At 36.8% G+C, this 26,473-nt stretch carries 22 protein-coding genes; 16 read left to right on the plus strand and 6 right to left on the minus strand.

What is annotated here, in order from left to right; all coding sequences use genetic code 11:
* Positions 1-14: 14 nt before the first annotated feature.
* On the minus strand, positions 15-1,847 hold the full coding sequence (locus KHA93_RS16240) for an Ig-like domain-containing protein (RefSeq protein ID WP_213111693.1): 1,833 nt from the start codon (positions 1,845-1,847) through the stop codon (positions 15-17).
* 433 nt (positions 1,848-2,280) lie between these two features.
* A complete protein-coding gene (locus KHA93_RS16245; protein ID WP_213111694.1) occupies positions 2,281-3,465 on the minus strand; it encodes a DUF4317 domain-containing protein in 1,185 nt (394 codons plus the stop codon).
* 364 nt (positions 3,466-3,829) lie between these two features.
* Between KHA93_RS16245 and KHA93_RS16250 the strand changes: the two genes are divergently transcribed.
* From KHA93_RS16250 to KHA93_RS16275, 7 genes are all read left to right on the plus strand, one after another.
* Positions 3,830-4,795 carry an NHL repeat-containing protein gene (locus tag KHA93_RS16250; protein WP_213111695.1) on the plus strand — a complete coding sequence of 322 codons (966 nt, stop codon included), beginning with the start codon at positions 3,830-3,832 and terminating at the stop codon, positions 4,793-4,795.
* Positions 4,796-5,245: 450 nt separating this feature from the next.
* On the plus strand, positions 5,246-5,434 hold the full coding sequence (locus tag KHA93_RS16255; protein WP_432806322.1) for a hypothetical protein: 189 nt from the start codon (positions 5,246-5,248) through the stop codon (positions 5,432-5,434).
* Between the two features lie 41 nt (positions 5,435-5,475).
* On the plus strand, positions 5,476-6,663 hold the full coding sequence (locus tag KHA93_RS16260; protein ID WP_213111696.1) for an amidohydrolase: 1,188 nt from the start codon (positions 5,476-5,478) through the stop codon (positions 6,661-6,663).
* Between the two features lie 233 nt (positions 6,664-6,896).
* Positions 6,897-7,022, plus strand: a complete 126-nt coding sequence (locus KHA93_RS23575) for a hypothetical protein (protein ID WP_267917517.1) — start codon at positions 6,897-6,899, stop codon at positions 7,020-7,022.
* Positions 7,019-7,627: an EamA family transporter gene (locus KHA93_RS16265; protein WP_233711194.1), complete on the plus strand. Its 609-nt coding sequence runs from the start codon at positions 7,019-7,021 to the stop codon at positions 7,625-7,627. Before KHA93_RS23575 ends, KHA93_RS16265 begins: the two co-directional genes overlap by 4 nt.
* A gap of 905 nt (positions 7,628-8,532) precedes the next feature.
* Positions 8,533-8,757 carry a helix-turn-helix transcriptional regulator gene (locus KHA93_RS16270; protein ID WP_213111697.1) on the plus strand — a complete coding sequence of 75 codons (225 nt, stop codon included), beginning with the start codon at positions 8,533-8,535 and terminating at the stop codon, positions 8,755-8,757.
* A gap of 18 nt (positions 8,758-8,775) precedes the next feature.
* Complete coding sequence (locus KHA93_RS16275; protein WP_233711195.1) at positions 8,776-9,501, plus strand: DUF4386 domain-containing protein; 726 nt, start codon at positions 8,776-8,778, stop codon at positions 9,499-9,501.
* Positions 9,502-9,785: 284 nt separating this feature from the next.
* Here the strand turns inward: KHA93_RS16275 and KHA93_RS23880 are convergent, their stop codons facing one another.
* A complete protein-coding gene (locus tag KHA93_RS23880; protein WP_432806323.1) occupies positions 9,786-10,115 on the minus strand; it encodes a GDP-mannose 4,6-dehydratase in 330 nt (109 codons plus the stop codon).
* A 267-nt stretch (positions 10,116-10,382) separates the two neighbouring features.
* Between KHA93_RS23880 and KHA93_RS16285 the strand changes: the two genes are divergently transcribed.
* A complete protein-coding gene (locus KHA93_RS16285) occupies positions 10,383-13,418 on the plus strand; it encodes an efflux RND transporter permease subunit (RefSeq protein WP_213111698.1) in 3,036 nt (1,011 codons plus the stop codon).
* On the opposite strand, the gene KHA93_RS16290 is transcribed toward KHA93_RS16285, so the two are convergent.
* Positions 13,415-13,615, minus strand: a complete 201-nt coding sequence (locus KHA93_RS16290) for a hypothetical protein (protein ID WP_213111699.1) — start codon at positions 13,613-13,615, stop codon at positions 13,415-13,417. The genes KHA93_RS16285 and KHA93_RS16290 overlap by 4 nt on opposite strands.
* A 663-nt stretch (positions 13,616-14,278) precedes the next feature.
* On the opposite strand from KHA93_RS16290, the gene KHA93_RS16295 reads away from it, so the two are divergent.
* The 6 genes from KHA93_RS16295 (at position 14,279) to KHA93_RS16320 (ending at position 20,712) form a co-directional block, all read left to right on the plus strand.
* A complete protein-coding gene (locus KHA93_RS16295; RefSeq protein WP_213111700.1) occupies positions 14,279-14,911 on the plus strand; it encodes a hypothetical protein in 633 nt (210 codons plus the stop codon).
* 315 nt (positions 14,912-15,226) lie between these two features.
* Complete coding sequence (locus tag KHA93_RS16300; protein WP_213111701.1) at positions 15,227-16,300, plus strand: ABC transporter ATP-binding protein; 1,074 nt, start codon at positions 15,227-15,229, stop codon at positions 16,298-16,300.
* Complete coding sequence (locus KHA93_RS16305; RefSeq protein WP_213111702.1) at positions 16,278-17,156, plus strand: carbohydrate ABC transporter permease; 879 nt, start codon at positions 16,278-16,280, stop codon at positions 17,154-17,156. Before KHA93_RS16300 ends, KHA93_RS16305 begins: the two co-directional genes overlap by 23 nt.
* A gap of 12 nt (positions 17,157-17,168) precedes the next feature.
* The gene (locus KHA93_RS16310; protein WP_213111703.1) at positions 17,169-17,993 is read left to right on the plus strand and encodes a carbohydrate ABC transporter permease; all 825 of its coding nucleotides are present in this window, start codon (positions 17,169-17,171) and stop codon (positions 17,991-17,993) included.
* Positions 17,994-18,097: 104 nt separating this feature from the next.
* A complete protein-coding gene (locus KHA93_RS16315; protein ID WP_213111704.1) occupies positions 18,098-19,417 on the plus strand; it encodes an ABC transporter substrate-binding protein in 1,320 nt (439 codons plus the stop codon).
* A complete protein-coding gene (locus KHA93_RS16320) occupies positions 19,414-20,712 on the plus strand; it encodes an MBL fold metallo-hydrolase (RefSeq protein ID WP_213111705.1) in 1,299 nt (432 codons plus the stop codon). Before KHA93_RS16315 ends, KHA93_RS16320 begins: the two co-directional genes overlap by 4 nt.
* Before the next feature lie 311 nt (positions 20,713-21,023).
* On the opposite strand, the gene KHA93_RS16325 is transcribed toward KHA93_RS16320, so the two are convergent.
* Both KHA93_RS16325 and KHA93_RS16330 read right to left on the minus strand, forming a co-directional pair.
* Positions 21,024-22,100: a helix-turn-helix transcriptional regulator gene (locus KHA93_RS16325; RefSeq protein WP_213111706.1), complete on the minus strand. Its 1,077-nt coding sequence runs from the start codon at positions 22,098-22,100 to the stop codon at positions 21,024-21,026.
* Positions 22,101-22,360: 260 nt separating this feature from the next.
* Positions 22,361-23,239 carry a hypothetical protein gene (locus KHA93_RS16330; protein ID WP_213111707.1) on the minus strand — a complete coding sequence of 293 codons (879 nt, stop codon included), beginning with the start codon at positions 23,237-23,239 and terminating at the stop codon, positions 22,361-22,363.
* Positions 23,240-23,792: 553 nt separating this feature from the next.
* On the opposite strand from KHA93_RS16330, the gene KHA93_RS16335 reads away from it, so the two are divergent.
* Together KHA93_RS16335 and KHA93_RS16340 are read left to right on the plus strand one after the other, a co-directional pair.
* Positions 23,793-24,698, plus strand: coding sequence for an NUDIX hydrolase (locus KHA93_RS16335; protein ID WP_213111708.1), 906 nt, complete (start codon positions 23,793-23,795; stop codon positions 24,696-24,698).
* Between the two features lie 277 nt (positions 24,699-24,975).
* Positions 24,976-25,980 carry an NAD(P)-dependent alcohol dehydrogenase gene (locus tag KHA93_RS16340; protein ID WP_213111709.1) on the plus strand — a complete coding sequence of 335 codons (1,005 nt, stop codon included), beginning with the start codon at positions 24,976-24,978 and terminating at the stop codon, positions 25,978-25,980.
* Positions 25,981-26,473: the final 493 nt, after the last annotated feature.

Genomic DNA, 26,473 nt, shown 5'->3' on the forward strand with positions numbered 1-26,473 from the left:
CATTAGGAATTATACTATTTGGATACTGTTACAATTCTCGTCGCACTAATGGATCCTTTCTTATCTTTTGCATTCACATATATTTTCGTTCCAACTTGTTGCTTCGGAATTGTCACTTTGTATCTACCAACTCCATCTGCTTTAGCTGTATATGTTTTTGCTCCAATTTTTACAGTGACTACCGCTTTTGGTTCTGTTTTTCCCTTCACTGATGTTGATTTAGTATTTACGGCATTGACCGTTGGCGTATTCGGTGCAACTCGAATTACTTTTGCAGTCCTTACAGCACTGATATTTCCTTTACTGTCTTTTGCTGTAATTGATATAGATGTTCCTGTATTTTGTACCGGAATGGTTACTTTGTAATTACCCTTCGCATCTGATTTAGCCGTATATGTTTTTGTTCCTATTTTTACGGTGACTATGGCTTTTGGCTCTGTTTTTCCCGTCACTGAAGTTGATTTATTATTTACTTTATTGACCGATGGCATATTTGGAGCAACTCTTATCACTTTTGTACTTTTTACAGCACTGACATTTCCTTTACTATCTTTTGCTGTGATTGAAATAGTTGTTCCCGTATTTTGCACTGGAATTGTTACTTTGTAATTACCTTTTGCGTCCGCTTTAGCCGTATATGCTTTTGTTCCAATCTTTACAGTGACGATTAATTTTGGCCCTGTTTTTCCCGTCACGGAAGTTGATTTATTCGTTATTTGATTGACAGTGGGAACATCTATAAATTTTTTGACGGTGACAATCGTTGGCTCACTTTCATTAAACCAATCATCCGTAGCGGTAACATATAATTTACTACCAACAGAAAGTGATTTTATAGTAATTTTAAAATTCCCATTTGAGTCTGCAGTTGCTTCTCCAACGAGATCGTTATTTTCGTTAACTACATGAATAACAGAAAGCTTTTCAGCCTTGCCAGTGATATACTCACTTTTATCCGTAACATCATATACAATAGGCTTTTCAGGAGGATCAAGTTTAATATTGGGTGTATTTTGGTCAGGTGCCCGTAAATAAGGTTTGAATTGGATATAAGAACCAGACGCGGGGTCGATATTCTTATCATATATCATGTTTTTTATAACTGTTTCATTTGTTGTTCCCCAATAGTTATTTATAGCTGTCATTTTTGCATATAGGTAACCACTAGGTAAAGATAAAGCATAACTAAATTGATCCTTAGGTTTTAAAAAAGAATTATATAAAACAATTGTTTCGGAATTTTTGAAAGTACTATTATTTCGAACTGCAAAATTTATATAATTGTAAAATACATTATTTAAAATATATACATTACCAACATTCGTATCTTCACTTATTATTCCACAAGAATTTATAAAAACATTTCGTTCAATATATAGATCTCTTACCGGATACCAAAGAAATAAGGGATCTGATACATTAAATAACCTTGAATCTTTTAATATTAAACCTGTAACACCATATTTAGAATTCGGTTTTCTTTTAAATAAACTACCTTGAATAATGTCGGTATTCTCAAGGTGGATACTCCCAAATTCTGGATCGACATTTACTTCGTTTAATTTTATTCTTGAACTAGGGTTACCTACTGCTTCAAAATCCCCTCTAGCTATGATCCTCCTATTATTACCATCAATCGTTATCCCTGGCTCTACCGTTAATCTAACACCACTCTCAATTGTAATATCTCCTGTTAAAGAATATGGCGAGCCTGTCTTAGTCCATGTTGTATCCTGTTTTATTATTCCACTAACATATGTCCTAGAACTTGCTTTTACCGAGATATTCCCTTGAAAACACATAAGTATTAACATTAAAATGAATATTGTCTTCCAATACCTAACCATCGATTCACCTCCCCCGCCCAAAAGGCTTTATTTCCTCAAATTTATTTATGCCGCAATTCTACACTCTAGACGTTTAAACTTTTCAAAAAATAAATTCATACGCAGAATGATGTCTTTAGAAAGTGATGCAATTTTTTACATGTTGATGTTTAAATAGAAAAAAGAGCAATTTTATAATTGCTCTTTCAAAATACTGTTATAATTTTCGTTGCACTAATCGGTACTTTTTTATCTTTTGCATTCACATATATTTTAGCCAGTTATTTACTACTCTAGGTAGATAACTGGCTATGTTATTTTATTCATCCAATGGTAATCTTTTTTACCTTTCAAAAAGACTCTTCACTTTTTTCGTATACTTGCACTATAGCTTTATCAAAAGTCACCTTTCACAATGAGCAAACTACTAAACTCCAATAAATATTTTGATATTCTAATAGTGCAACGATGTTTCCGGAATCAGTGTAAAACTTTCAATCTCAGCGTCTTCATCCACCTCAATTAATAAACAACGTTTACCATTAAAGGTGACCTGCTTTACATATCGCAAGTCTTTTGGGCTAATTGAAATATTCGCTACTTTCGTATTGATTTTAATAGATTTCGAGTTATATTTTGGCAATATACTACTTGCTTTAAGTTCGTACTTCTCGTCATCGATGACTGTTTTGAACGCCATTTCAACTTTATCCGTACTGACGTCTTCCACTCCGCTCATCTTTAACACACGTTCTACGTCTTTGTAATCCAATGTCGGATCTACTTCATCATCTTCTTCATCTTCATCAACATCCATCATACGATTGATTTCATCGTATACATTGGCAAGCGTATGAGTATCAACCTGGTCTCCAACCACTTGTTTTACAATTTCTTCAAAAACAGCTTTATCTTCTGCAGCCGTCATGATTTCTTCGCCATTCAAGACATTCTCGATAAAGTGATAATCTGGCTGATTCGCTTTTCCTGATGAGTAAAGCACGCGGTTAACATCTGCTGAATTGTCTGTGAAACTTGGAAACAAAAATCCTGCTACCGGTGATGTGAGATTGATAACGGAATCGACCACAACACTGGACTTAAATTCCTTCTCAATATAGTCAAACACTAACGATCTTTTCGGCTGTTCCGTCTGGTTAATGCTGCAAAGAATAAAAGGATGTGTATACACCTCATCCCGATCACTCACTTCAGCTTCCTCACTGCTCCTTTTCGTCGGTTTAAAATATTCTCCACGTATGAAAGTAACAACCATGTCCTTCTCATACTGAACGTCCTTAAACATCTTTTCAACAATGAGAAGCATCTGATCATTCCATTCGTCCGCATCCTCCGCTTGCAAACCTTCATACAGAATAACCTGAGTGTGATCTTCCGCCTGCTCTTGAAACTTTACTTCAAATAACTTCACATCTAATGCACCCGTTAGCACTTTTTTAAAATTTTTAATGAATAACTCCTGCTGCTCCCTATCTAACATGGAAAAAGGATTGCTCTCTTGATGGTAAATATCACTGCTTTCCTTTCTTATATACACATTAAAAATATTAGTGATTTTTAATAAATCATTATCGAGTTTGAACTGTTTACGAATGTTTGCGATATCCTTCTTGTTCATATGAAAGTGCAACTCCTTAGCTGTTTTGTCTTTTAGAGAAAAAGGAAAAGGAGACTGGGTCCTTGTTCCGGTTGAATGTAAAAAAAGGAATCCATTTTGTCGTTTTCACGCTTATGGACACCCCCTTATTATAACAAGATTGATAGTCAATCAGCTTTTTAATTTGATTGTTTACAATTCATTTCAGAAATACCAACCTAATTTAAATATTGTACGATCCTCCGCACCTAATTAAGCGGCGGTTTTAATAATGAAATGTTGCATTTAAATTGTGTTTTAAAACCACTAAACCTGTCTCTTACAAAAAGTCTTTTGTTTGAATAAATTATTAACAAAATATTCCACGAAAGGGGGTGTTTTACTTTTGGGAATTCGAAAAGATTTTCTTTACATTGGTGACACCAGCGATGACACTGTAAAACGTTTCAACGCATTTACAGGGCAAGTTCGTGACCCTTTTGTAACATCAACAAGTGGAGGCTTACACGGTCCTCGAGGCCTTATTTTTGACCATTTGGGTAATCTCCTTGTCTCCAATCAGAACGTAGATCAGCCCCAGAACGGTGAAGTGTTGAAGTACAGTAGAAAGACAGGTGCGTTTCTAGGTAAAGTAGTCAGTTCTGACCAAGAAGGAGCTCCTTTTTCGCCGCGGGGCATTGTCCTCTCAGACAACAATGTTTTGTATGTTGCAGACTTACAGAACACCAGTCCCGACGGGCAACCACTGCCAGGAGAATTAAGAGCATATAATTATAATGGCACTACTGCAGATTTTATTGGTACTTTCAACCACTCTGGCTTCAATGGTGCATTTTTCCCTCGCAGTGTCGTCATTGGACCAGAAGGCTTGCTTTATGTCTCTGTTTTTAACCCTTTTGATCCGCTTAATGGCTGGGTACTTCGTTTTGATCCAGAAACAAGGGAGTTTATTGACGTGTTTGTTGAGAGCAATGACGTCAACAATCTCCACCGTCCAGAAGGCTTAGTCTTTGGTCCTGATGGAAACCTCTATGTTACCAGTTTCCGCGCGGATGAAAACGACACTGATAAAATTCTTATCTTCGATGGTGAATCCGGCGCGTTTCTTGACAAAATTGACCTTGATACTATCGGGGGACCGCGTTCTTTCGCGATGGCAATCCTGTTCGGACCAGAAGGACAATTGTTTGTTCCCATTTCAGGTGTCGGACCAGATACAGGCTCAGTACGGAGTTATGACGTTCAAACTAAGACTTTTGATGTGTTCATCCTACCGGGCGGAACATTAGGAAGCCCTTGGTATCTGACATTTGGAAATACTGATCCTGCGACTTTGGCTTACGAAGAATAAAGATTGGGAAGAATAGAAGTGAGTTTTATTCCTATATGAAGACAAACGCCATCCATTCCTTTGATATTCGGAATGCATATGGATAATCCTTTAAGCCATTGATGTGTATCAATGGCTTTTTTGTGAACTTTACGAACTGATTGTCAAAAATCTATGTGCATTTTTTAGTTATGAAAGTTGGGAGTAACTAAACAATAATTGACTCAGTTTCATACGCTTTTTTCTATAATAGCGACATGAAGGAGATAAGAGCTAAACGTTATGATAAACAAGATTGAAAAAGTAATTATTGTGAATCGAGGCTAGTAATTTTCAATATCTCGCAAATAATAATCGTATCATTGACGATTAGCGTATAAAACTTTTAGGAGGTTCAATTGGGACAAATAAAATAATCACCCGGTGTCGCAATTTCAGCATATGTGTATAACACGATTCGGAGAATATCCAATGCTCTCTGGCTCAGAAGATTTTGCCTACTATCTAGAAAAAATCCCTGGCTGTTTCTTTTTCATTGGTTGTAAACCAAAAGGGAAAATGCTTACTTTAATCATCATCCAAAATTTGATATTGATGAAGACTGTCTTCTTGTTGCAGCAAAATCAATTGGACAAGTTGTCTGCTGCTATTATGGGCTAGAGTAGGGATTATAAAAAGTCTTGAGAAAGGAAGACATACAAATGAAAAAACAATTAATGGACATGTTAGAGGCTCGTAAAGAGGAAATGATTCAAATCCGCCGTTATTTACATGAAAATCCTGAGTTATCCTTTCATGAAGGTAAAACAGCTCAATATATTTTGGACTTCTATAAGGGGATAGAGGTAGAAATCCAATCCAATGTTGGAAATGGTCATGGAATTATCGTGACGATTAAAGGTGGAAAGCCTGGGAAAACGATTGGACTTCGTGCTGATTTTGATGCCCTTCCTATCCTTGAAGAAACGGGGCTTCCCTTTAGATCAAAAAATGAAGGTGTTATGCATGCCTGTGGTCATGATGGCCATACAGCTTACTTAATGATTCTTGCTGATTGCTTGATCCAATTAAAAGATCAGATACCTGGAACAATCAAAATCATTCATCAACATGCCGAAGAAGTACCGCCCGGCGGAGCAAAAAGTATTGTGGACTCGGGAGCACTTGACGATATAGATAATATTTTTGGTATTCATTTACTCCCCATGAATCCAGTTGGCTTTGTTGGATACCACAGCGGCTTTTCAATGGCAGGAAGATCTTATTTTAAATTAATGATTCAAGGGGTTGGAGGGCATGGCTCTTCCCCCCATATGGCCAATGATGCGATTGTGGCCGGCTCATCTTTTGTTACAGCCGTACAAACGATTATTAGCCGCCGTTTAAATCCTTTTGAGATGGGAGTCATCACTATTGGATCGTTTGACGGAAAAGGTACCTTCAATGTCATTAAAGATCGTGTCGAGCTTGAAGGTGACATCCGCTACATGACCGTGGAAACGAAAGGGATTATTGAAAAAGAAGTTCGGCGCATTGTTAGAGGGATTGAAGCTGAATTTGGTGTGCAATGTGAGTTAACCTATACATCTGATTATCCTCCTTTGTATAATAATCCAGATGTTACAGAAAGAGTAAAAACCAGCCTTGAAAAGGCAAATGATCCAGACATTAAGCACGTTGTTGAATATCCAATGATGTCACCATCCGATGACTTTGCTTACTACTTAGAAAAAATCCCTGGCTGCTACTTTTATATTGGAAGTACCCCAAAAGGCGTCGAAAAACCTTATTTCAATCACCATCCTAAATTTGATATCGACGAAGACGCCCTCATCGTAGCAGCAAAATCAGTCGGCTACGTAGTTTGTGGCTACTATGGGTTAGAGTAACTCTCTGAATTATCCCCATATATATAGAAAAAATTTCTTTAATAAATATTGAAACCATTTCAAAAAGCGCCTTCCTTGATATAAGGAAGGTGCTTTTAGTTATCTTTATTCTGTTTCACCAATCTGCACACCCGTTACTCGTTTAAATACAGAAACAAAGTGTCCCTAAGGCAGCCGTTTTTCTATGTATGATATAATAGTTCGGTAGTTTTAAGCTTCACGGAGGTTTCATAATGAAATTAAATAAAGGTATTTTATTTGTATTATTAGGTGCTGGATGTTTTGGCTTTACACCGATATTTGCTAAATTGGGGTTTAGCTACGGCTACTCACTTGCCAAATTAATATCGTTCAAATGATCATTTCCTCATTTTTATTATGGTCTTTCACTCTAATTAAACGCTCCAGTTTTAAAGGGCTTAATACGAAGAATGTTCCTCAAATAATGATAACCGGTTGTTTTATCGGATTAACAAGTATTTTTTATTATGGTGCGATGCAATATCTGCCGGCCTCATTGGCCATCATATTAATGTTTCAATTCGTTTGGATCGGAATTATTTTAGAATGGATTTTCAGCAAAATAAAACCTGCCCCTTTAACGGTATTGTCCATCATATTAATTTTGATCGGGGTCTTTTTTACTTCCAATATATTAATTGGCGACATACAAGGATTACCTTTTAAGGGTTTCCTTTTTGGTATTATATCTGCATTCACTTATGCCGGATTTATTTTTTTCAGCGGAAAGGTCGCTGTAAATGTAGACCCATGGACTCGGACTTCTTTAATGGCAACTGGGTCAACCATCTTAGTCCTTGTCCTATTCATACGTGACATTCCATCTGTACTTCCATTGGAGGCAAACCTATTAACAACCGCCGTTGGTGTTTCGCTATTTGGAGCAGTCCTTCCCCCACTATTTTTCGCAGTGGGCGCACCATTGGTTTCAGGTGTATATTAACATCTATTGAATTACCGGTCGCCATCCTATCAGCCAGCCTTGTTTTGTCAGAAGCTATAACTCCGCTTCAGTGGTTAGTCACGGCTATTATATTAGCAGCGATTGCGTTAAATGAACTTGGTAGTAGTCTTTTTAGCGTTACGAAGCATATTAAAGGGTAGTGTTTTTTTGGGTGCTTTTATTAAATTTAAATGTAAAATTATGATTATGCTTTATTTAAAAGGAAAAAACCTCATTTATTTATGATACGGTTCACCGTAATGTATCTAAATGAGGTTTTTATTATGTATTTTGAGAATAGTACGCTGTCACTCCCCAAATAATGTCCGTGAATTCGACAAAATACGATAAGTGTACACTTAATTCAATGTAAAATGTATAAAACATTATGTATACTTTACTATACATTATGCATAAAATATATTACAAAAAGTAAAGTTTAGCATACAGGAGGTGCAAAACATGACCTACCAAGAAAAGAAAAGTATCGTATCATTGATCAGCACTTATTTTCGTATCTTATTGCTTGTACATGTATCCTCAGTACCCTGAAGGAGGTAGGAGTCGATTGAAACCTTTCGCTTTTGGGGATCCTTCGTCCTTATCTTGACTATAGTTTCCATAGTTGCACACATCATTATCAGCATTATTTTTAACATTGTTTTTAGAATTAGGACGAGAGAAAAGGAACCCAGATTTGCGGATGAACTGGATAAATTGATTGAGTTAAAATCGTTCCGAAATTCTTTTTTTGTGTTTATCCTCGGCTTTCTTGTTGCAATGGGATCGCTGATCATTTATCAGCCGTTACAGGAGATGTTCATAATCCTGATCATTTCAGGATTCATTTCTGATGTGACCGGCTCCATCACGAAATATTATCACTATCGGAGAGGAGTGTAAGGGTGGGTAAAAATCTTGTCGGCAATCATATTCGAAAATTACGATTCAACCATGATGAAATGACCCAGCAGCAGTTGGCTGACAAGGTGGAAGTAACAAGACAAACGATTGTGGCTCTCGAAAAAGGAAACTATTCCCCATCTTTAGAACTGGCTTTTCGAATTGCTCATGCCTTTAACTTACCTTTAGAAGAGGTATTCTTTTATGGGGACAACACCAAAGTTTAAGAAATAGCTTTAACGTTTATGAATTTAATAAAAGGCGGAGATAAAATGAATTCAAACAAAAAAGCGGCAAAAATTGTGGGAGTACTATTTATACTTGCAGCCATAGCGGCAATAATAGGTCTTACTTTATACGATCCCATCCTAAACGGTCCCGATTACCTGATTAAAGGTAGCGAACATGCCAACCAAGTGATACTGGGAGCGCTTATGGAGTTAATTCTTGTCGTTTCAGTGGTTGGTACAGCAACGACCATGTTTCCAATTTTACGAAAATATAATGAAACGATTGCTCTTTGGCATGTTTGCTTCAGATTTCTTGAAGCGGTTATCATTACGGTTGGTGTAATCAGTGTTCTGTCCCTGTTGACCTTAAGCCGGGAATTTGTAACAGCAGGAGCCCCGGATAGCACCTCTTTTCAAGCTTCAGGTATATTATTAAAAGCAGTACATGACTGGACCTTTCTACTTGGGCCACTTTTCATGCTGGGTATCAATACGATGATGTACAGTTATCTATTTTATAAATCCAAGCTCGTACCCAGGTTTATCTCCATCTTGGGTATGATAGGGGCAACTTGTGTTTTTATTTGTGCCTTGTTAGTCATGTTCGGTGTCATTCAGCAAATTTCTGTATGGGGTGGTATTTTGGCCCTGCCAGTAGCAGCAAATGAAATGATTTTAGCAGTATGGCTCATCGTTAAAGGATTCAACGGTTCTGCAATAGATTCCCTGTCTGAAAAATAGAAAGTGTCAAGATATTTTCATTTCTAGAATTTTGAATATTAATTATTTATGGGATTTATTCGAAGATTCTCTGCTTGAATCAATAAAAAATAACAATGCTAATTTTCGCAGTTACTTATGATACGGTTCACCGTAACGTGGTCTAAGTGAGGTTTTTATTATTGCAAGGACAAATGGCTTTTTAAATAAAAGAATTCCTATTACCAACCATTTAAAATACTATACTTTTCTCCGTCGAATGGGAATCTCTCTACCTTTTCTTGTTTATCTTATCTTTCTTGTCTTTAATATCCTCCTTGCATTTCTTGTTCTTTCTTGTCTTTCTTGTCTTTTTGGTCTTGCTCTGACTTTACAAAGTGAAAATTCGGGTACTTCTTTAAAATCGTTAACCTGTCCGATTTTAAGGTTGTATCATAATAATCATTAATATTATCAAGGCCTAGCACTTGGATGCCCTCTTCTAATAATCGCTTAGAAAGGTGAAATCCAATGAATCCAGCGCAGCCAGTTACTAAGATACCCCTGGTAATTTTATTAATCTTTTCCCCCCTCCTTACTTTACAATCGTTGGAATAAGATATGTAATAAATTCCTTTAAAGTTTGGATATCTCAATATAAAGGGCGCTCCCGCTTTTCTTAATAAGAGGTTACTAGAATATCCCCCTTGACAATGTTAAGGGGGATATTCTTTTTCAAAAAAAAAATGAAAAAAAGCACAATTTTCAAGAACAGCTCCCTCAGCCAGAACTAAGTCTCAGGACCTACATAAAAATTCGTCTTGCGCCGTATGTGGTGTAATCCCCTTATGTTTTAGAATAATATGGAAGTTATTTTGATTTTTTAAAACCTAATAAAGTTAAAAAGAAGGGCGGAAGAGATTTTGAGTAAATGGATTAAATTTTCTTTGCGGAATGCAGGTGTCATTTTTATTGCCATGCTTATGGTATTAGCAGGAGGATATTATTCTGTTAAAACAATGAAAATGGAATCAATGCCAAATGTGGATATTCCTTATATCATCGTTCAGGTTCCATATGTAGGAGCCACTCCGGATCAGGCTTTAAATGATGTAGGTAAACCTTTAGAAGCCTCATTATCTGGTATCCAAAAATTAAAGAATCTTTACATTGAATCACATAGCAACTATGTATTTTCCATATTAGAGTTTGATATGGATAAGAAAATGGATGAGGCAGAGAAGGATGTTACGACTGCCGTTTCTACGGTCGAATTGCCAAATGGAGCAGGAAAACCTGTCATCATAAAAGATGGTCCTTCAGCTGCTCCAGTATTCAGCTTTGCTTTATCTTCAGAGACAGCACATCGCTCCGAATTAACCCAATTTATGAATAACCGTATCAAACCAAGCTTAGCAACAGTTGATGGGATTGGAAAAATAAATATTTATGGTGAAGCAGAAAATCAGCTATCAGTGGAGTTAGATTCAGAGAAAATGAAGGAAAAAGGGATTACGTATGATTTAGTAAAGCAATCTATTACGTCACACAACTTTTCCTTCCCTGCTGGTCAAGTGGATTTAAATGGGAAAACCTTGAATGTTCAAGCCGATTATAAAATTGCTTCGATTCAAGATTTAAAAGATATTCAACTTGTCGTTCCCGGTCCAACAGGCATTCAAACCTATAAATTGTCTGATGTAGCAAACATTGATTTTAATACAAAAAAAGAAACCGTTTATACACGTATCAATGAAAAGCAAGGTGTTTTAGTAGAAGTAACGGCTCAGCCAGGTTCTAATGCGGTTGAGGTCGTGCAACAAATGAAAGAGAAACTAGACAGCATTAAACTACCTGCTGAGTATAAGATCACTAAGTTGTATGATACCTCAAAAGATGTTGAAAAGTCTGTCAATACGATGCTTCGTGAGGTTCTCCTTGGAACACTATTTGCGGTCATCGTTACGTTCGTATTTTTACGAAACGTAAAAGCCACAATTGTCGCGATATTATCGATTCCACTTTCGATATTAGCCGCGATGATTACGATGAAATTTTTCAACTACAGTTTAAATATGATGACCCTTGCTGGAATTGCAGTGGCAGTTGGGCGTGTGATTGACGACTCCATCGTTGTGATTGAAAACATCTATCGTCGCACCCTAACAAGTACAAACCGCAATGAACGGATGGTGTTATCGGCAGCAAAAGAAGTGGGTGGAGCGGTTATGTCATCTACACTGACAACCATGGCTGTTTTCGGACCCCTATCATTTGTACCGGGTATTATTGGGAAATTCTTTGCACCATTTGGTATTACCGTAATTGTGGCACTAGCTTTCTCCTTAATCGTATCCTTAACAGTGGTACCATTATTAGCGAAATTATTCTTATTGAAATTGAAACACCAAGAACCAAAGGAAAACTTGATCCAAAAAGCCTATAAAGGGGCATTATCATGGGCGCTTCGCCGTCGAGCTGTTACCATCATTTTAGCGGTTATCGTATTTGCAGGCTCCTTAGCCTTAGTTCCTATGATTCCGAAAAATTTTTTACCTGAGGAAAAAGCAGCTTCCTACCGATTATCGGCAGAATTGCCAATAGGAACCTCCCTTGAAAAAGCAGATATTTTGGCAAACGACCTAGAGAATGTTATCAGCAACCAAGTAAAAGTTGAAAATATCCAAACGATTGTAAATGGAGAAAATGTTCAATTATTCATTAATCTAAGTGAAGATACTACAACTGAAGAAGGTAAGGCCTTTGAGAAGAATACAAGGGAAGCTCTAAAAGCCTTTGACGACCAAGCAGAAACCGCTTTATCTCCTATTGGTATAACAGGTGGTGGAGGACAATTTGTCGTAATTGTCGAAGGCGGAAATGCAAAAGACTTAGAGAAAACAGGAAACATGATTGTCGATGTCATTGAAGATATTCAAGGGTTAACGAATGTTAAAACAAATCTGTCAGGTGTTAAGCCGCAATTAAATATTGAAGTAGACGATCAAAAAGCTGCTGAAAAAGGTTTAAATCCGATTATGGTGTCTGCTTTTATCAAAAACCTTATAGCAGGTGAGAATATCACAAATATTCAAGTGGATGAGCAAACCACACCTTTAACTTTGTCAGTGAAAACAGAGGAACTTTTATCTACAAAAACGATTCTAGATCAATCTATTACCAATATATTAGGCAATCCTGTCAAATTATCAGAAGTGGCATCTTTAACCGAAAAGCCTGGGCCAACTGGTTTATATCGCTTAAATCAGCAGGAATATCTAGAAGTGTCGGGCAGATTTGTAACCGATAATGTTTCAGGTGTACAGAATGAAGTCACAAAGCGAATTGATTCTTTGAAACTGCCAGACGGAGTCAAAACACGTTCGGAAGGTCAGGCCGCTGCCATGAGTGAAGGTTTTACAAACATGACCATTGCGATGGGAATTGCTGTTGTACTCGTGTTCATTGTAATGCTCGTAACGTTCGGAAACATGATAGCACCTATTGCGATTCTATCCTCCTTACCTTTCTTATTTACAGGAGGATTACTAGGACTGTATTTAACAAAACAAGCGTTGGGAATGCCGGCACTAGTTGGATTCCTTATGTTAATTGGTATCGTTGTCACAAATGCCATCGTCTTAATGGACCGAGTGATGCAAAATGAAAAGAGTGGAATGGATTTAACCGCTTCCCTCATTGAAGCAAGTTCGACACGTATTCGCCCTATCCTGATGACCGCATTAGCAACCATCGGAGCACTGTTGCCGTTAGCCCTATCCTCAGAAGGTGGCTTAATCTCACGCTCTTTAGCGATTGTCGTCATTACAGGATTGTTAACATCCACCTTATTAACACTCGTTATCGTACCAACCGTTTACCATATTTTAAAATCCATGAAAAAGCGGTTTAGTAAAAAAGAAGTAGTTGTGTTAGAAAAACTAGAATCAGCATCCTAAATGAGAAATATTAAACTGGTCAGTCTCTGATCTTCATGATAATTGATTGGCCAGTTTTTATATTTAAAAAGAAAAGGATACGGAGAAAGACGAACAAATTTATGGACAGCCCATACATTTGTAACCTTACCTTTCAAATGGAAGATCATCCTTTGGCCAGTAAGTGGTTTAATAATTATATCTTTTTGAGATGTCATTTTTATCCCCCTCATATATCTGCATCATTTAACAATACATTTTGTTAAAGTAAGAATATATTCTGGTTAGATTCACGACTACTTACTGAGAACAAATTGTTATTCTAATTACGACGATAGCGGTCATTTTATTTGCACTGGCAATGCTACATGGTTAACAACTCGAATTATGACTCTGCTCCATCATACGTCCAAGTTTTCGTTTGTATAGGAATTGTAATCTGCACACGAAACCCCTGGCCCTCTGCACTTTCAAATTGGATCGATCCACTACGGAAATGCCCTGTGTGCAAATAGTCGAGAGTCCAGAGATAAGTCCAGGCGATTGCAAACAATAAGCTGGCGATTAGAATTATTCTTCGGTTATTTGTAAAGATTAGCAGCGTAACTCCAATAATCCCAAAATTAAATTGATAGAGTGCCAGAGTTGGAAAGATGATCCCGAAAACGATTGTTAATATAAAATCAATACTTGTCCACAGACTTTATTTGAGGGATACCTCATTTTATTACTAGTGGTGTTATAATCCTCTTTCCAACTTGGATATTATTAAGGAAATTCATAAATCCAGGCGGGTTTGAATACAATTTAATAGAGCTTCGGACCCAGTATCAAAGGCTTAAAGAATATTTAAATTAATTATAATAATGGGGGGAAAAACAATGTCAACTGCAAGTCTGTATCGTTTTTCCGGCATTATATTATTGTTAAGTGTTGGACTAAACCTTGTTGCATCAATTTGGCCATTTCTCGTTGACACTAGCCTCAATGCCCCAATGAGTGAACTTCAAAGCCCACAGTGGGCGACCTTTTACAGTTTGAGCTTCATTATATTCATTCTGCTTCTAATCGGGCTCCCTGCGATGTATTTGCGTCTATCAGGAGAACGTGGGGGCAAAATGGGGCTAATTGGTTTGTTTCTTTATCTAGTTGGTATCTTTTTAAAAATGGCAACGATTGCGTTCTTCGTTTCAGTTATTCCTATACTGGCGAAACAGGCACCGGAGGTTATCGACCCAATCTATGATTCAAACTTTGCAATTTTTCCCCTCGGCGGAATGCTGCTTTGCCTCATAGGGTTCATTCTTCTAGGAAGCGCGGTTATTCGGGCAAAAGTATACCCAACATTTGTAGGCGTGATGATCATCGTTTCGGCTCTTCTCGATATCGCGCAAATCGCCTTCCAAGACGGAACGTCCTTTGCCATTGTCAACTTGTTGTTCGCCATTTCAATTGCACTAGCACTCGCTTCGGTCGGCAAAAGTTTGGCGTCCGGGCAAAAATCAGCCAGTTAAGGAACCATAACTCCCTGATAAGCTTTCACGCACTTAAAATTTCGTTCCACTGATAAAACAGTTCCTCTATTTAAGGTAAAGTTCACCATATCACCAGCATAAACACTTATTTTCCAAGTGTCATCGTACGATATGTTATTTTGTGTTCCGCTTTTTAAGGTAAAAAGTCGCCGCCTTCTTAAGGAGAGTTGATCCAATCAACTCTCTTTTTTTTTTTACAAAAGGTTAATAAAACCTTTACCACAAAACAACTTAACATTAAATTTCCCTTGATATACTGAGGTGCCTCACAAAAAGCATGCAAGGAGAATTAAAATGACCATTACATTGAAAAATGTTTCGATGAAATTTTCAAATACAACTGCAGTGAATCAATTATCTGTCACGATTCCTAAAGGAGAATTGGTTTCTATTTTAGGTCCTAGTGGGTGTGGGAAAAGTACCACATTATTTATGCTTGCTGGACTATACCAACCAACGGATGGATCCATTTTATTCAATGGAAAGGACGTCACAAAACTGACGCCGGAGAAGCGAGGGATTGGGATGGTATTTCAAAACTATGCTCTATATCCTCATATGACTGTTTTACAAAATATTATGTTTCCTTTAAAAATGCATAAAGTGAAAAAAGCAGATGCCAAAAACAAAGCGATTGAAATGGCGAAGCTTGTGGAAATTGATCACTTATTAGATCGAAAACCAAGTATGTTGTCAGGTGGTCAGCAGCAACGTGTTGCGATTGCGCGTGCCTTGGTGAGAGAGCCAGAGATTTTGTTACTGGATGAGCCATTATCAAATTTAGATGCACGCTTACGACTTACAATGCGTGAGGAGATTAGAAGAATCCAACAAGCCTTAAAAATTACGACCGTTTTTGTTACGCATGATCAAGAAGAAGCACTTAGTATTTCGGATCGTATTTTATTGATGAATCAAGGGGAGCTTATGCAATTTGATATTCCTGAAAATTTATATGATGAACCCAATCATCAATTTGTTGCTAGTTTTATTGGGGCACCACCAATTAACTATTTTGAAGGGGAAATTATAGATCATGTATTGAAAACTCCTTTTGGATATGAAGTTGCGGTTGAGGCACCTAATCAGCCAGTCCAAATTGCCGTTCGTCCTGAAAATGTCTATCTATCTAATACTGGGCTAAACAAGAGAGTTCAATATGTGGAGCGCATAGGAAAAGATACGTTAGTTGTTGTTGGTTCTGACAATGAAAAAACTCGCTTTTTCCTACAAAAAGGAGAGCAAATAGAAGTGGGACAAGCTATATATGCTCAAGCAGACAAAGCTGATATTCGGGTTTTTCAAAAAACGGGGGAAAGAATCTATTTAAAGGGGCAAATGGAAAATGAAATTCAAAGAAACCGTTAAGGCTTTTCTGTACTTATTCCCTGCATTACTAATTATCGAAGTTTTCACCATTTATCCCATCATTAAATCGTTCTTAATGAGCTTTTATGCAGATTATGACTTTTTCAATGATGTCGTCCACCGATATGGTTTTGATAACTTTGTTTTTTTGTGGAATGACCTCGTCTTTCATAAAGCTTTGAAAAATACGCTTATTTTCGTATTAGGAGTTGTACCTATTTCGATTATTTTGTCTTTATGGATCGCTATCATGCTTAATTCTATTACTTTGCTAAACAAGTTTTTCAGAGCTATCTATTTCATACCATTCGTAACAAGTGTTGTGGCAGTTTCTATCGTATGGCGGTGGATTTTTCACTCAAACTATGGAATTATGAACTATTTTTTAAGTTTCTTTGGAATCGAGCCTATACAATGGCTAACTAGTACAGAATGGGCTATGCCTGCCCTCATCATTTTGTCCATTTGGAAGGGATTAGGATATAACATTATTATTTTTCTAGCGGGTTTACAAACAATCGGCGATACGTATTACAACGCAGCTAGAATTGATGGTGCAAAGCGGTGGAATCGTTTCATACATGTCACCCTTCCACAGTTGGCACCTACTACCTTTTTTGTATCCATTATCTCGATTATCAATTCATTTAAAGTGTTCGATGAGATATATGCATTATTCGATGGAAAGGCTGGTCCATCTAATAGTGCGTTAACGGTTGTTTACTATATATTTGATAAATTTTATGGTGAATGGAACTTTGGTGTGGCTTCCGCAGCGGCTTATGTTCTATTCCTCATTATCTTCATCATCACATTAATTCAATTTTATATTAACAAGAAAAAAATTACGTATTAAGGGAGAAAGAACATGAAAATCGACCCGCTTTCAAAGACATTTATATACGTCATGCTGGGAATCGGCAGCATTTTAATGCTCCTCCCTTTCGTTTGGATGATTTCCACATCGCTTAAAAGTGGTCATGAAGTTATGATTATGCCACCTATTTGGATTCCAGAAACACTTCATTTTGATAACTATATAAAAGCATTTGATAAAGCCCCTTTTGCGACTTATTTTATGAACTCAGTCATTGTTATGGTCTTAAGTACGTTAGGTGAAGTCATGACAACCATTTTAGCTGCTTATGCATTTAGCCGTTTAAACTTTTGGGGAAAAGATGTGCTATTTGCATTTTTGATTGGAACAATGATGGTTCCAGGTGAAGTATTACTCGTGCCTAATTTTGTTTTACTTTCCAATTTAGGTTGGATTGATCATTATCAAGCATTAATTGTTCCTTGGACTGCAAGTATTTTTTCTATCTTTTTATTACGGCAGTTTTTTCTTAAGATTCCTAAAGAGTTAAATTATGCAGCTCGTGTAGATGGTTGTAACAATTTCAAATTTTTATGGTCCATCATGATTCCAATCGCCAAACCAGCGTTAATTACGATTATTTTATTGAAAGCAATTGGATCCTGGAATGCGTTCCTATGGCCTTTGATTGTAACAAACTCAAAAGAAATGAGAACATTGCCTGTTGGTCTAACAAGCTTTACTACAGAGGCGGGAACTGTGTACGAGCTACTTATGGCGGCATCGACGATGATTATTTTCCCAATGATTATTTTATTTATTTTCTTACAAAAACACATTATCAAGGGAATTGCGGGATCAGGCATTAAAGGTTGAGATGACCGACTTTTTAGGAGGTGTTGCTTAGCGCGACTTTGAAGTATAGATAACAATACATTCAACATGGTTATTACATTAAAAACAACAAGGGAGAGTAAAACATGAAAAAATTATCTTTATTGTTATTGGTCATGATGGTGAGTGTGTTCGTTGCCGCTTGTGGCAATAGTACAAAGGAAGGCGATACTTCAAATAGTAAAGCAGCAGAAACTGAAAAAGCTCCTGCAGAGCCGGTAGAAGTTGTATTTTGGCATGCCATGAGTGATACGCACGAAAAATGGTTAGAAGATGCTACTGCAAAATTTAATGCAGAGCATGATAACATTACTGTAAAATTAGTGAACCAAGGTAGCTACGGTGATTTGTCACAAAAATTATTGGCTGCAGCGAAAGCAAAAGCGTCACCAACAATCGCACAAGCTTATGCGGAATGGATGACGGATTATAATCAAAATAATCTTTTAGTTGACTTAGCTCCAATGATTAAAGGAGAAAACGGCTTCCCTGCGGACCAAAGCTATGAGGATATTAGCGAAGTTTTCCGTAACGACAATACGTTTGGCGATAAAATCTTAGGATTACCATTTAATAAATCATCACGCGTACTTTTCTACAATAAAAAGTACTTTGAGGATAACGGCTTAACACCTCCTACAACATGGGAAGAATTAGCTGCTGATGCGAAAGCATTAACAAAAGAAATCGATGGTAAAAAAGTAGTTGGAATGGGCTTTGAAAATGGAATGGGTTCTGAATTTAGTATGTGGGTTGAACAAGCAGGCGGAGAATTTGTAGATGAACAACAAGGAAAAGTTTTATTTAATACAGATGCAGGATTAGATGCTTTAACATTTATCAACAATATGATTAAAGATGGCTCTGCTCGTATGGCTGGAGAAGATGGTTACATGTCTGGTCCTTTCACGAGAGGTGACGTTGCTATGTACATTGGTTCAAGTGCAGGTATTGCATATGTAGCTAAAGATGCAGGAGATATGCAATGGTCAACAACTCCACTACCAAAAGGCGCTAAACAAGCAGCTCCTTTCCAAGGAACAAATATTACGATGTTTGCAAATAGCACAGAAGCACAACAAGCAGCAGCATTTGAATACATGAAATATCTTATTACACCTGAAAATACAGTAGATTGGGCAAAAACAACAGGTTACCTTCCAGTCCGTACATCCGCTCAACAAGGTTCAGATTGGACTTCATTCATTGCAGAAAATGAGCCATATCAAGCTGGTAATACTCAATACGCATATGGATTTATTGATGTTCGTTTACCTGGATCCTTTGCAATGAAAAATGCAATGCAAGCAGAATTAGATAAAATGTTATATGAGAACGCAACGCCAGCAGAAGCGTTAGAAGCAATGACTATAAAAGCTCAAGAAGCATTGGATCAAGCTAAATGATGATAGAAAATACAATCGAAAATAGTGCTACTACCATTCAGTTTTATGCTGGCTTAAAAACAATTGGAGGAACTATTTTTGAAATAAAGTATAAAAACGAAAGATTCATAGCTGATTTTGGGATGGTTTTTCAAAACAAAGAGGGCGTCCAAGTGCGCCCTCAAACGATAATTTCAGATTTACAAACAATTGGTGTGATCCCCATGATTAGCGGTGTGTTGAAAACGGATGTGGTTGATAAAAATGCTACAATCGCAATCTCTCATTTACATCTAGATCATATGGGGTTGTTACAGTATGTACACCCAGATGTACCGATCATCATGAGTGAGGAAAGCAAAACATTGTATGAACATTTGCATACAATTGAGGAGGAACCTAATGTAAATGTAGGACAACAAGTAAAAGGTGTACCCTTTCATCAGCCTTTTAAAGTATCCGAGCATATAAAAGTAGAGTTCTTCCCAGTTAATCACGATGTCCTTGGTGCCACTGCAATAAAGATTACAACTCCAGATGCAACAATTGTTTACACTGGTGACATACGTCTTCACGAAACCGATGTAGATACTGCAAATTTGCCGAACATCGCAGGATCGCCTGACTTATTAATCATTGAGACAACGAATGTACAAGAGGAATTTCTCGATTCCAACCCTGTCATTCAAAGCGAAGCGGATCAGTTAATGCCAGCTTTACTGGAGATTGAGTCTCCGATCATTTTCAATATTTATCATCGAAACGTGAAACGTTTGGAAACATTAATCGAAGCAGCAAGACAAAAAGAAAAACTGATTGTTTTCGAACCTGAAACTGCTTATTTAGTACAAGCGTTCAATTTGGAAGCACCACATGTACGCTATTTAATAGATGAACAAGATGCTTCAAAGAATGTTGTTCAAATACAGAGAATACAGCCAATCACATTAGATGAAGTACGAGACAATTTTTCATCCGTATGGCTTCAATCATCCTATCATCATATTAGAACCTTATTAGAATTACCCGTGAAAGGTGCGACGTATGTTCACTCTAACGGTGTACCGTTAGGAAGCTTTGACCCTATGTATGCTGAGTTGTTGGAATGGATCGAGAAACTAGGCATGAAGATCGTTGTACTAGGCGTTTCTGGTCACGCAGCAGCTGCACAAATTAAATGGATGGCGGATGCTATGCAAGCAAAAGTAACCATTCCATTACACGGGTTCACACCTGAATTGTTAACAGGGCCATATCAAACTTTCTTACCTGAAATAAATAAAATATACCCTATTTCATCTCTCTTAAAAGGATGAAATAATAGTAGACCTCGTTTCATTTTGAAACGAGGTTTTTCATTTGCAGTGATAAATAAATCTACCGATATGATCAATGAGATATATTGTTCATTTTAAAGAACAAGATAAATAAGAAATGTAATGCGTGGTGAGTGCAATCCAACTGTTGATTTTACCTATAACAAGTGATTGATTATATAGAGGAACATATCAAAGATGAGATTGTTCCTGAGAGACTAGCGAAATGGTTATTACATCTGCTCATTCAGAAGATAACAATTAATATAGATAGAAAAATTTAAAGCATACAATTAATCTAATATTTTCATTCACTTCGTTTTCTCAATCAGCTCTATATATTGTGAATCTCCATATCCTACTGTTGGGAAAACCTCGAATAACCGCTTAAGCAATTCGGATGTAGGTAAATGTTTATTTTTTGAAATGTATTTTATGACGGCATTATTTTCTGTCTGCATTTCTAAAAATAACTCTATTGCCTGGTACATAACTGGAAGTAGTTCATTTGTTGGCTTCAAATGATTAACCAATACTTCTTCATAGACGGAATAATAGCTACCTAAAGTAAGCTCCGTTTGGCTTACTTTAAATTCATCCTCTCTAAAGCTATTAAAAAACACTTTACCTTTATACTCAGACTGTTCAAGATAGGCAAGGATAGTTAGAAGATTCATCTGACAAAACATGTCTTCCCCAAACCATAAAACAATATAGTTATAGTTTTTCTTAAACAGATTATTTAAGGGCTTTATTACCTTGTTACTGTAATTTTCTACAGATTCATGATGTCCCGATGCTCTTGTTTGAATAAACGCATGATCAAAAATAGATGTCGTAGTCGCATTTATACACATTGCTTCATTGAATGGTATATAATCAGAATCTCCCATAAGCTTTTTATTTTTAAATTCCTCATACATTACTTGACCGTTTAATATATTCAGTACATCTTTGTCAAACAATTCTCGCTTCTTATTTTTTAATTGTTCAACCTCAGTTTCTCTAGATATATTCATTCTACAACCATCCTCACCCTGATTAATTGTGAGCTTAGCAAATGATTGAACAGGCATTTGATTGAGTTGAAATTCTCTTGGACTAACACCAAAAACTGTTTTAAAAGCCCTACTATAGGCTTCTTGCGATGAATAACTATAATCAAAGGCAATATCGATTATCCTCCGATTATTTGCTAAATCTTCCGTAGATAAATACAACCTTCTAAGAAGAATGTAGCGTCTAATGCTTATACCTGTTGCCTGATGAAATTTAAAAGAACAATAATAAGGGGAATATCCCATATAACTGGCTAAGCCCTCTAGCGAAAATTCATTTTTTAAATTTTCTTCAATCCAATCAATTATCCGCTGTATATATTCATTCATTTGCCTCACCCCTGAATAAAATTATAGATTACATCGATTTTATTTTTTTGATAGTTGTTGTACTATAACAAAATACTGTTCCACATATATATAAGCATAAACAAGTCTTTATTATAAAGAAAAGCCTATCCAAAACTTCTTTGTCTTGGATAGGCTTTGTTCGTTAGGTAAACTTCATTTACTTATGGTACGGTTCACAGCACGCATTTAAGCGGTGCTACTAAATATGTCGTCACCACTTTATTTCCAATCACTTCAATTCAATTTTGCTTGTCACTCTTTCTATTTTCCACCTTCGTTTTGAATTCTTCGTAACTCTTTTTATACTCTTCTTCTGTTACTGCGTGAAACGTTAGCTTTTGATTAGTTTTCCAAAACGACAAATCAAAACTGCTTGCATCCTTATGGAAATTTCCTTCTATCTTCGTTTTCTGCCCGTCTACGGTAGTATAGAACTTTAGAATATGTCCGTCTGTTATGCCGTTCAACTCATACGTAGCTTCCTCAAGTGGGTTGTTTTCGTCCCCAGTATCTTCCACCTTGAGCAGAGAACCTGATAATTCACCTTCGAGCAGAGCTTCATCGATTTTCACGAACAATTGGTAGTTTCCGTTCTCCGTGGAGTAAAGAAATCCGTAAATACTTCTCAGTTCAGAAAAAAACGTTCTTATGAAGTTATTAAACTTTTCTTCTGATTGATCTATAGCTATTTGTAACTCTTGTTGTAATTCTTTTTCATATTCATCAAGCTTTTCTTCTGTAGCGGACAGGAATAATGTAGCTTCGCTTTCGCTTTGCTCTTGTACAAAAAGATTTTCCTCAGAATACCAGGCATCAAACTTCATGTTTTCTGTATCATCCGATACTCTAAATTCAAAACCTTTCTCAGTCGTTTCTCCGGTAAAGGTGTATTCTTTATCGTCAATAAAAGGTTCCTTTCCGACTTCATCTATGAGTTTCTGCTGATGAAATGTACCTTTCACTTCCCCTTTGCGACTAGTAAGTTCGATCCAGTAGAGATTGCCGTTATCCTTGTAAACAAATTCTTCAGATTTAGTATCTTTTGTTACCAGCCATATTCCCATAGCAATCAGCAATCCAATAAGCGCCGCTACTCCCCAAAATCTTAATTTCACCATCTCGCTTCCTCTCCTTTAATCAGATTAGCCTGAAACAAGATCCCTTTTTTAAATTGATGACGAGTTGAGTTTTCTGAGTAGTTAGAGGGATTACTTTATGAAACATCTATTGTTCTGAAACACGTGAATTCCTTGCATGACCACTAATGTACTACGTGCCATACAATATTTACTCTTTTACTCCCATATAAATATGGCTATTCATAAGACTTCTTTACATTTTATTGTAATGTACAAAACCTTATCTAATGAAGAATAAATTTCTTTTTCAGAAAGATGGGTGCCATAAATTAACAAAAAACCTGAGTTAAATCAACGGTAATACTTACCACACCTTACACAAAAAACTTTATATCCTTAATGAGTAGCGGAGTTTATTTTCATCACTTTTCTGTTCTTACTATTGGATAGTAATTATACGAATGATAACAATAAATTTAATTCTCTGAAGATTATTGACAATTATTTGCATCCGAGATAACATGTTATTATCGATTTGTTAATAACAATTTGATAATAACATTATGAGAATATTAAATTATAGGTGATTTTTATGGGTAAAGATCCACTCAGAGATAAGCAGGGGCTTACTGAAGAAGAGTTTTTACAAAAGTATGATATCAGTATTTACGAAAGACCATCTGTTACAGTAGATATGTTAATTTTCACAGTAGTTGATGAAGAAAAAGAAAACTACAGAAAGTTGCCGGAAAAGTCACTAAAACTACTATTGGTTAAAAGGGGAGTTCATCCATATATTGGACAATGGGCTTTGCCTGGAGGATTTGTAACAAATGACGAGAGTCTTGATGAAGCTGCTTTGCGCGAATTAAAAACTGAAACCAATATTGATGATGTTTATATGGAACAGCTTTATACATGGGGAGATGTAAAAAGGGATCCTCGTACACGAGTAATTAGCTGTTCTTATATGGCACTAATTGATAGCAGAGCACTCGAAGTGAAAGCTGGGGACGATGCGGTTGATGCGAGGTGGTTCGATGCTAGGTACAGTGTTCTTGAAGAGAAGAAAACCATATTAGAGAAGGGGTTTTCATTTGAAAGAGTGATAAAAATTACTCTTTCAAACGATCAAGCAAAACTGGAGGCTACTATAAAAATAATTGAAAAGTACTCTGGAAAAGCAGTAACAGTAGAAAGAGATGTTATGGTTTCGAATGGAGTTTCTTTTGATCATGCGAAAATGATCCAATATGCAATTGAGAGACTTAGAAATAAGATTGAGTACACAGATATCGCTTTTAATCTAATGCCTGAGCTTTTTACATTATCAGAGCTCCAGCAGGTCTATGAGGTTACTTTGGGAAGAGAGCTACTTTCTTCAGCGTTTAGAAGGAAGATAAAGGACATGGTTATAGAAACTAATCAATTTACAAAAGATGCAGGGCATAGGCCTGCAAAGCTGTTCAGGTTTAATCCGAACTGGCGATATTTATAGATTAAAAGACATTTAATTAGTTTTGCCTTTCCACTAGCAATAATCGTTCTAGGTCTATGCGGTTATTCATCTATCAAAACTCTTTCCACGTTTGCTATCAGTCTTTTGTTTATTGGATTTGCATCGTTGTTTCACAAGTCTTGTTAAAGATTTTCTGATGTCGTTTAGGAATCATTTTATTTCTTCAAGAAACCTTAATTGAAATAATAACACCGATTTTGCTGCGACAAAGGATTTAACCTATAAATAAAATTAAAACAGTTAAGGAGTAATCCTCATGAGAGCGATTGTATATACAAAATACGGAAGTACTGACGTTCTTAAACTCGAAGAAGTGGAGAGACCTAGTCCAAAGGACAATGAAATATTGATAAAAGTACATGCAGTATCCATAAACTCTTGGGACTGGGACCTCCTGAGAGGGAAACCTTTTATGAACCGCATTGGGGGACTTTTAAAGCCAAAATACAATATACTCGGAGCTGATATAGCGGGGCAGGTTGTAGCAATAGGCAAAGACGTAAAGGAGTTTCTTCCGGGCGATGAGGTATTCGGGGACATTTCCGGGTGTGGTTGGGGTGGGTTTGCGGAGTATGTATGTGTTCGTGAAAGTGCATTAACGCTGAAACCAGCCAGTATGTCATTTGAGGAGGCAGCCGCCATACCCCAAGCCGCAGTTCTTGCATTACAGGGACTACGCGTTAAAGGAAAGATTCAGGTAGGAGAAAAGGTTTTAATTAATGGGGCTGGTGGCGGTGTGGGTACCTTCGCATTGCAGATTGCCAAATTATTCGGAGCTGAAGTGACTGGAGTGGACAGCACTAAAAAAATGGATATGCTGCGGTCAATTGGAGCAGACCAGGTCATTGATTATACTCAAGAAGACTTCACCCAAAAAGGACAGCGTTATGACCTAATTCTTGATGTTGTCGGATCTCGGTCTATTTCCGACTACAAACGAGCATTAAATCCCAAAGGTACCTATGCTATGATCGGAGGTCCTACGAATCGAATTTTGCAACTCCTCCTCCTAAGACCATTGATTTCGTTAACTGGTAAGAACATGTCCCTCCTAATACACAAGCCAAACCAAAATGATCAAAATATTATAAAGAAGTTCTTTGAGGCCGGCAATGTAGTACCTATTATAGATAGGTGTTACCCGTTAAGTGAGGCTGCTCAAGCTCTCCGATATTTTGGAGAGGGGCACGCTAAAGGAAAGGTCGTAATCAGTATAGAACATGAAAATACTGTACTTGAAAAAGGTGAAGGCAACTTATGATGTCAACCCTAAAAATTGAATCACGCAAAAACCATCTATATAAAATTTTAATAGATGGTTTTTTTGTTTTCATACCCGCTCCACGAAATTGGTGGTAGGAGCAAAAAAGCATGCTGTCCATTCTTCAGCTGAGGCATGTATTCGAACTTGCAAAGGCTCCCTTCAATCATTTTCAATCTCTTGTTTTTCTAATAGTTTTTGTGATACCACTTTATCTATTCCATCTTTAGGCTCCTATTAAATCACACTTTAGACCTTATTACCTTTGTTTCATTAGATGAAAATTAGGTATTATTATGGATTGAAACAAGTTTCCACTTTATGGTACCCTCCCTATGAGAGCCTATTTCATCCGTTTAGAGAGCCATTTCATATTTTCCCTTCAAGTTGACAAATGCGTATTTATTGAACCCCTAAACACCGCCTAATTTCTAGTCATAATGATTATTACTTCTAAACTTCTACTTCTAAGATAGTTCTATCAGTTTATTCC

The organism is Lederbergia citrisecunda, from assembly GCF_018343695.1.
In the GTDB taxonomy this organism is placed as follows: domain Bacteria; phylum Bacillota; class Bacilli; order Bacillales; family Bacillaceae_C; genus Lederbergia; species Lederbergia citrisecunda.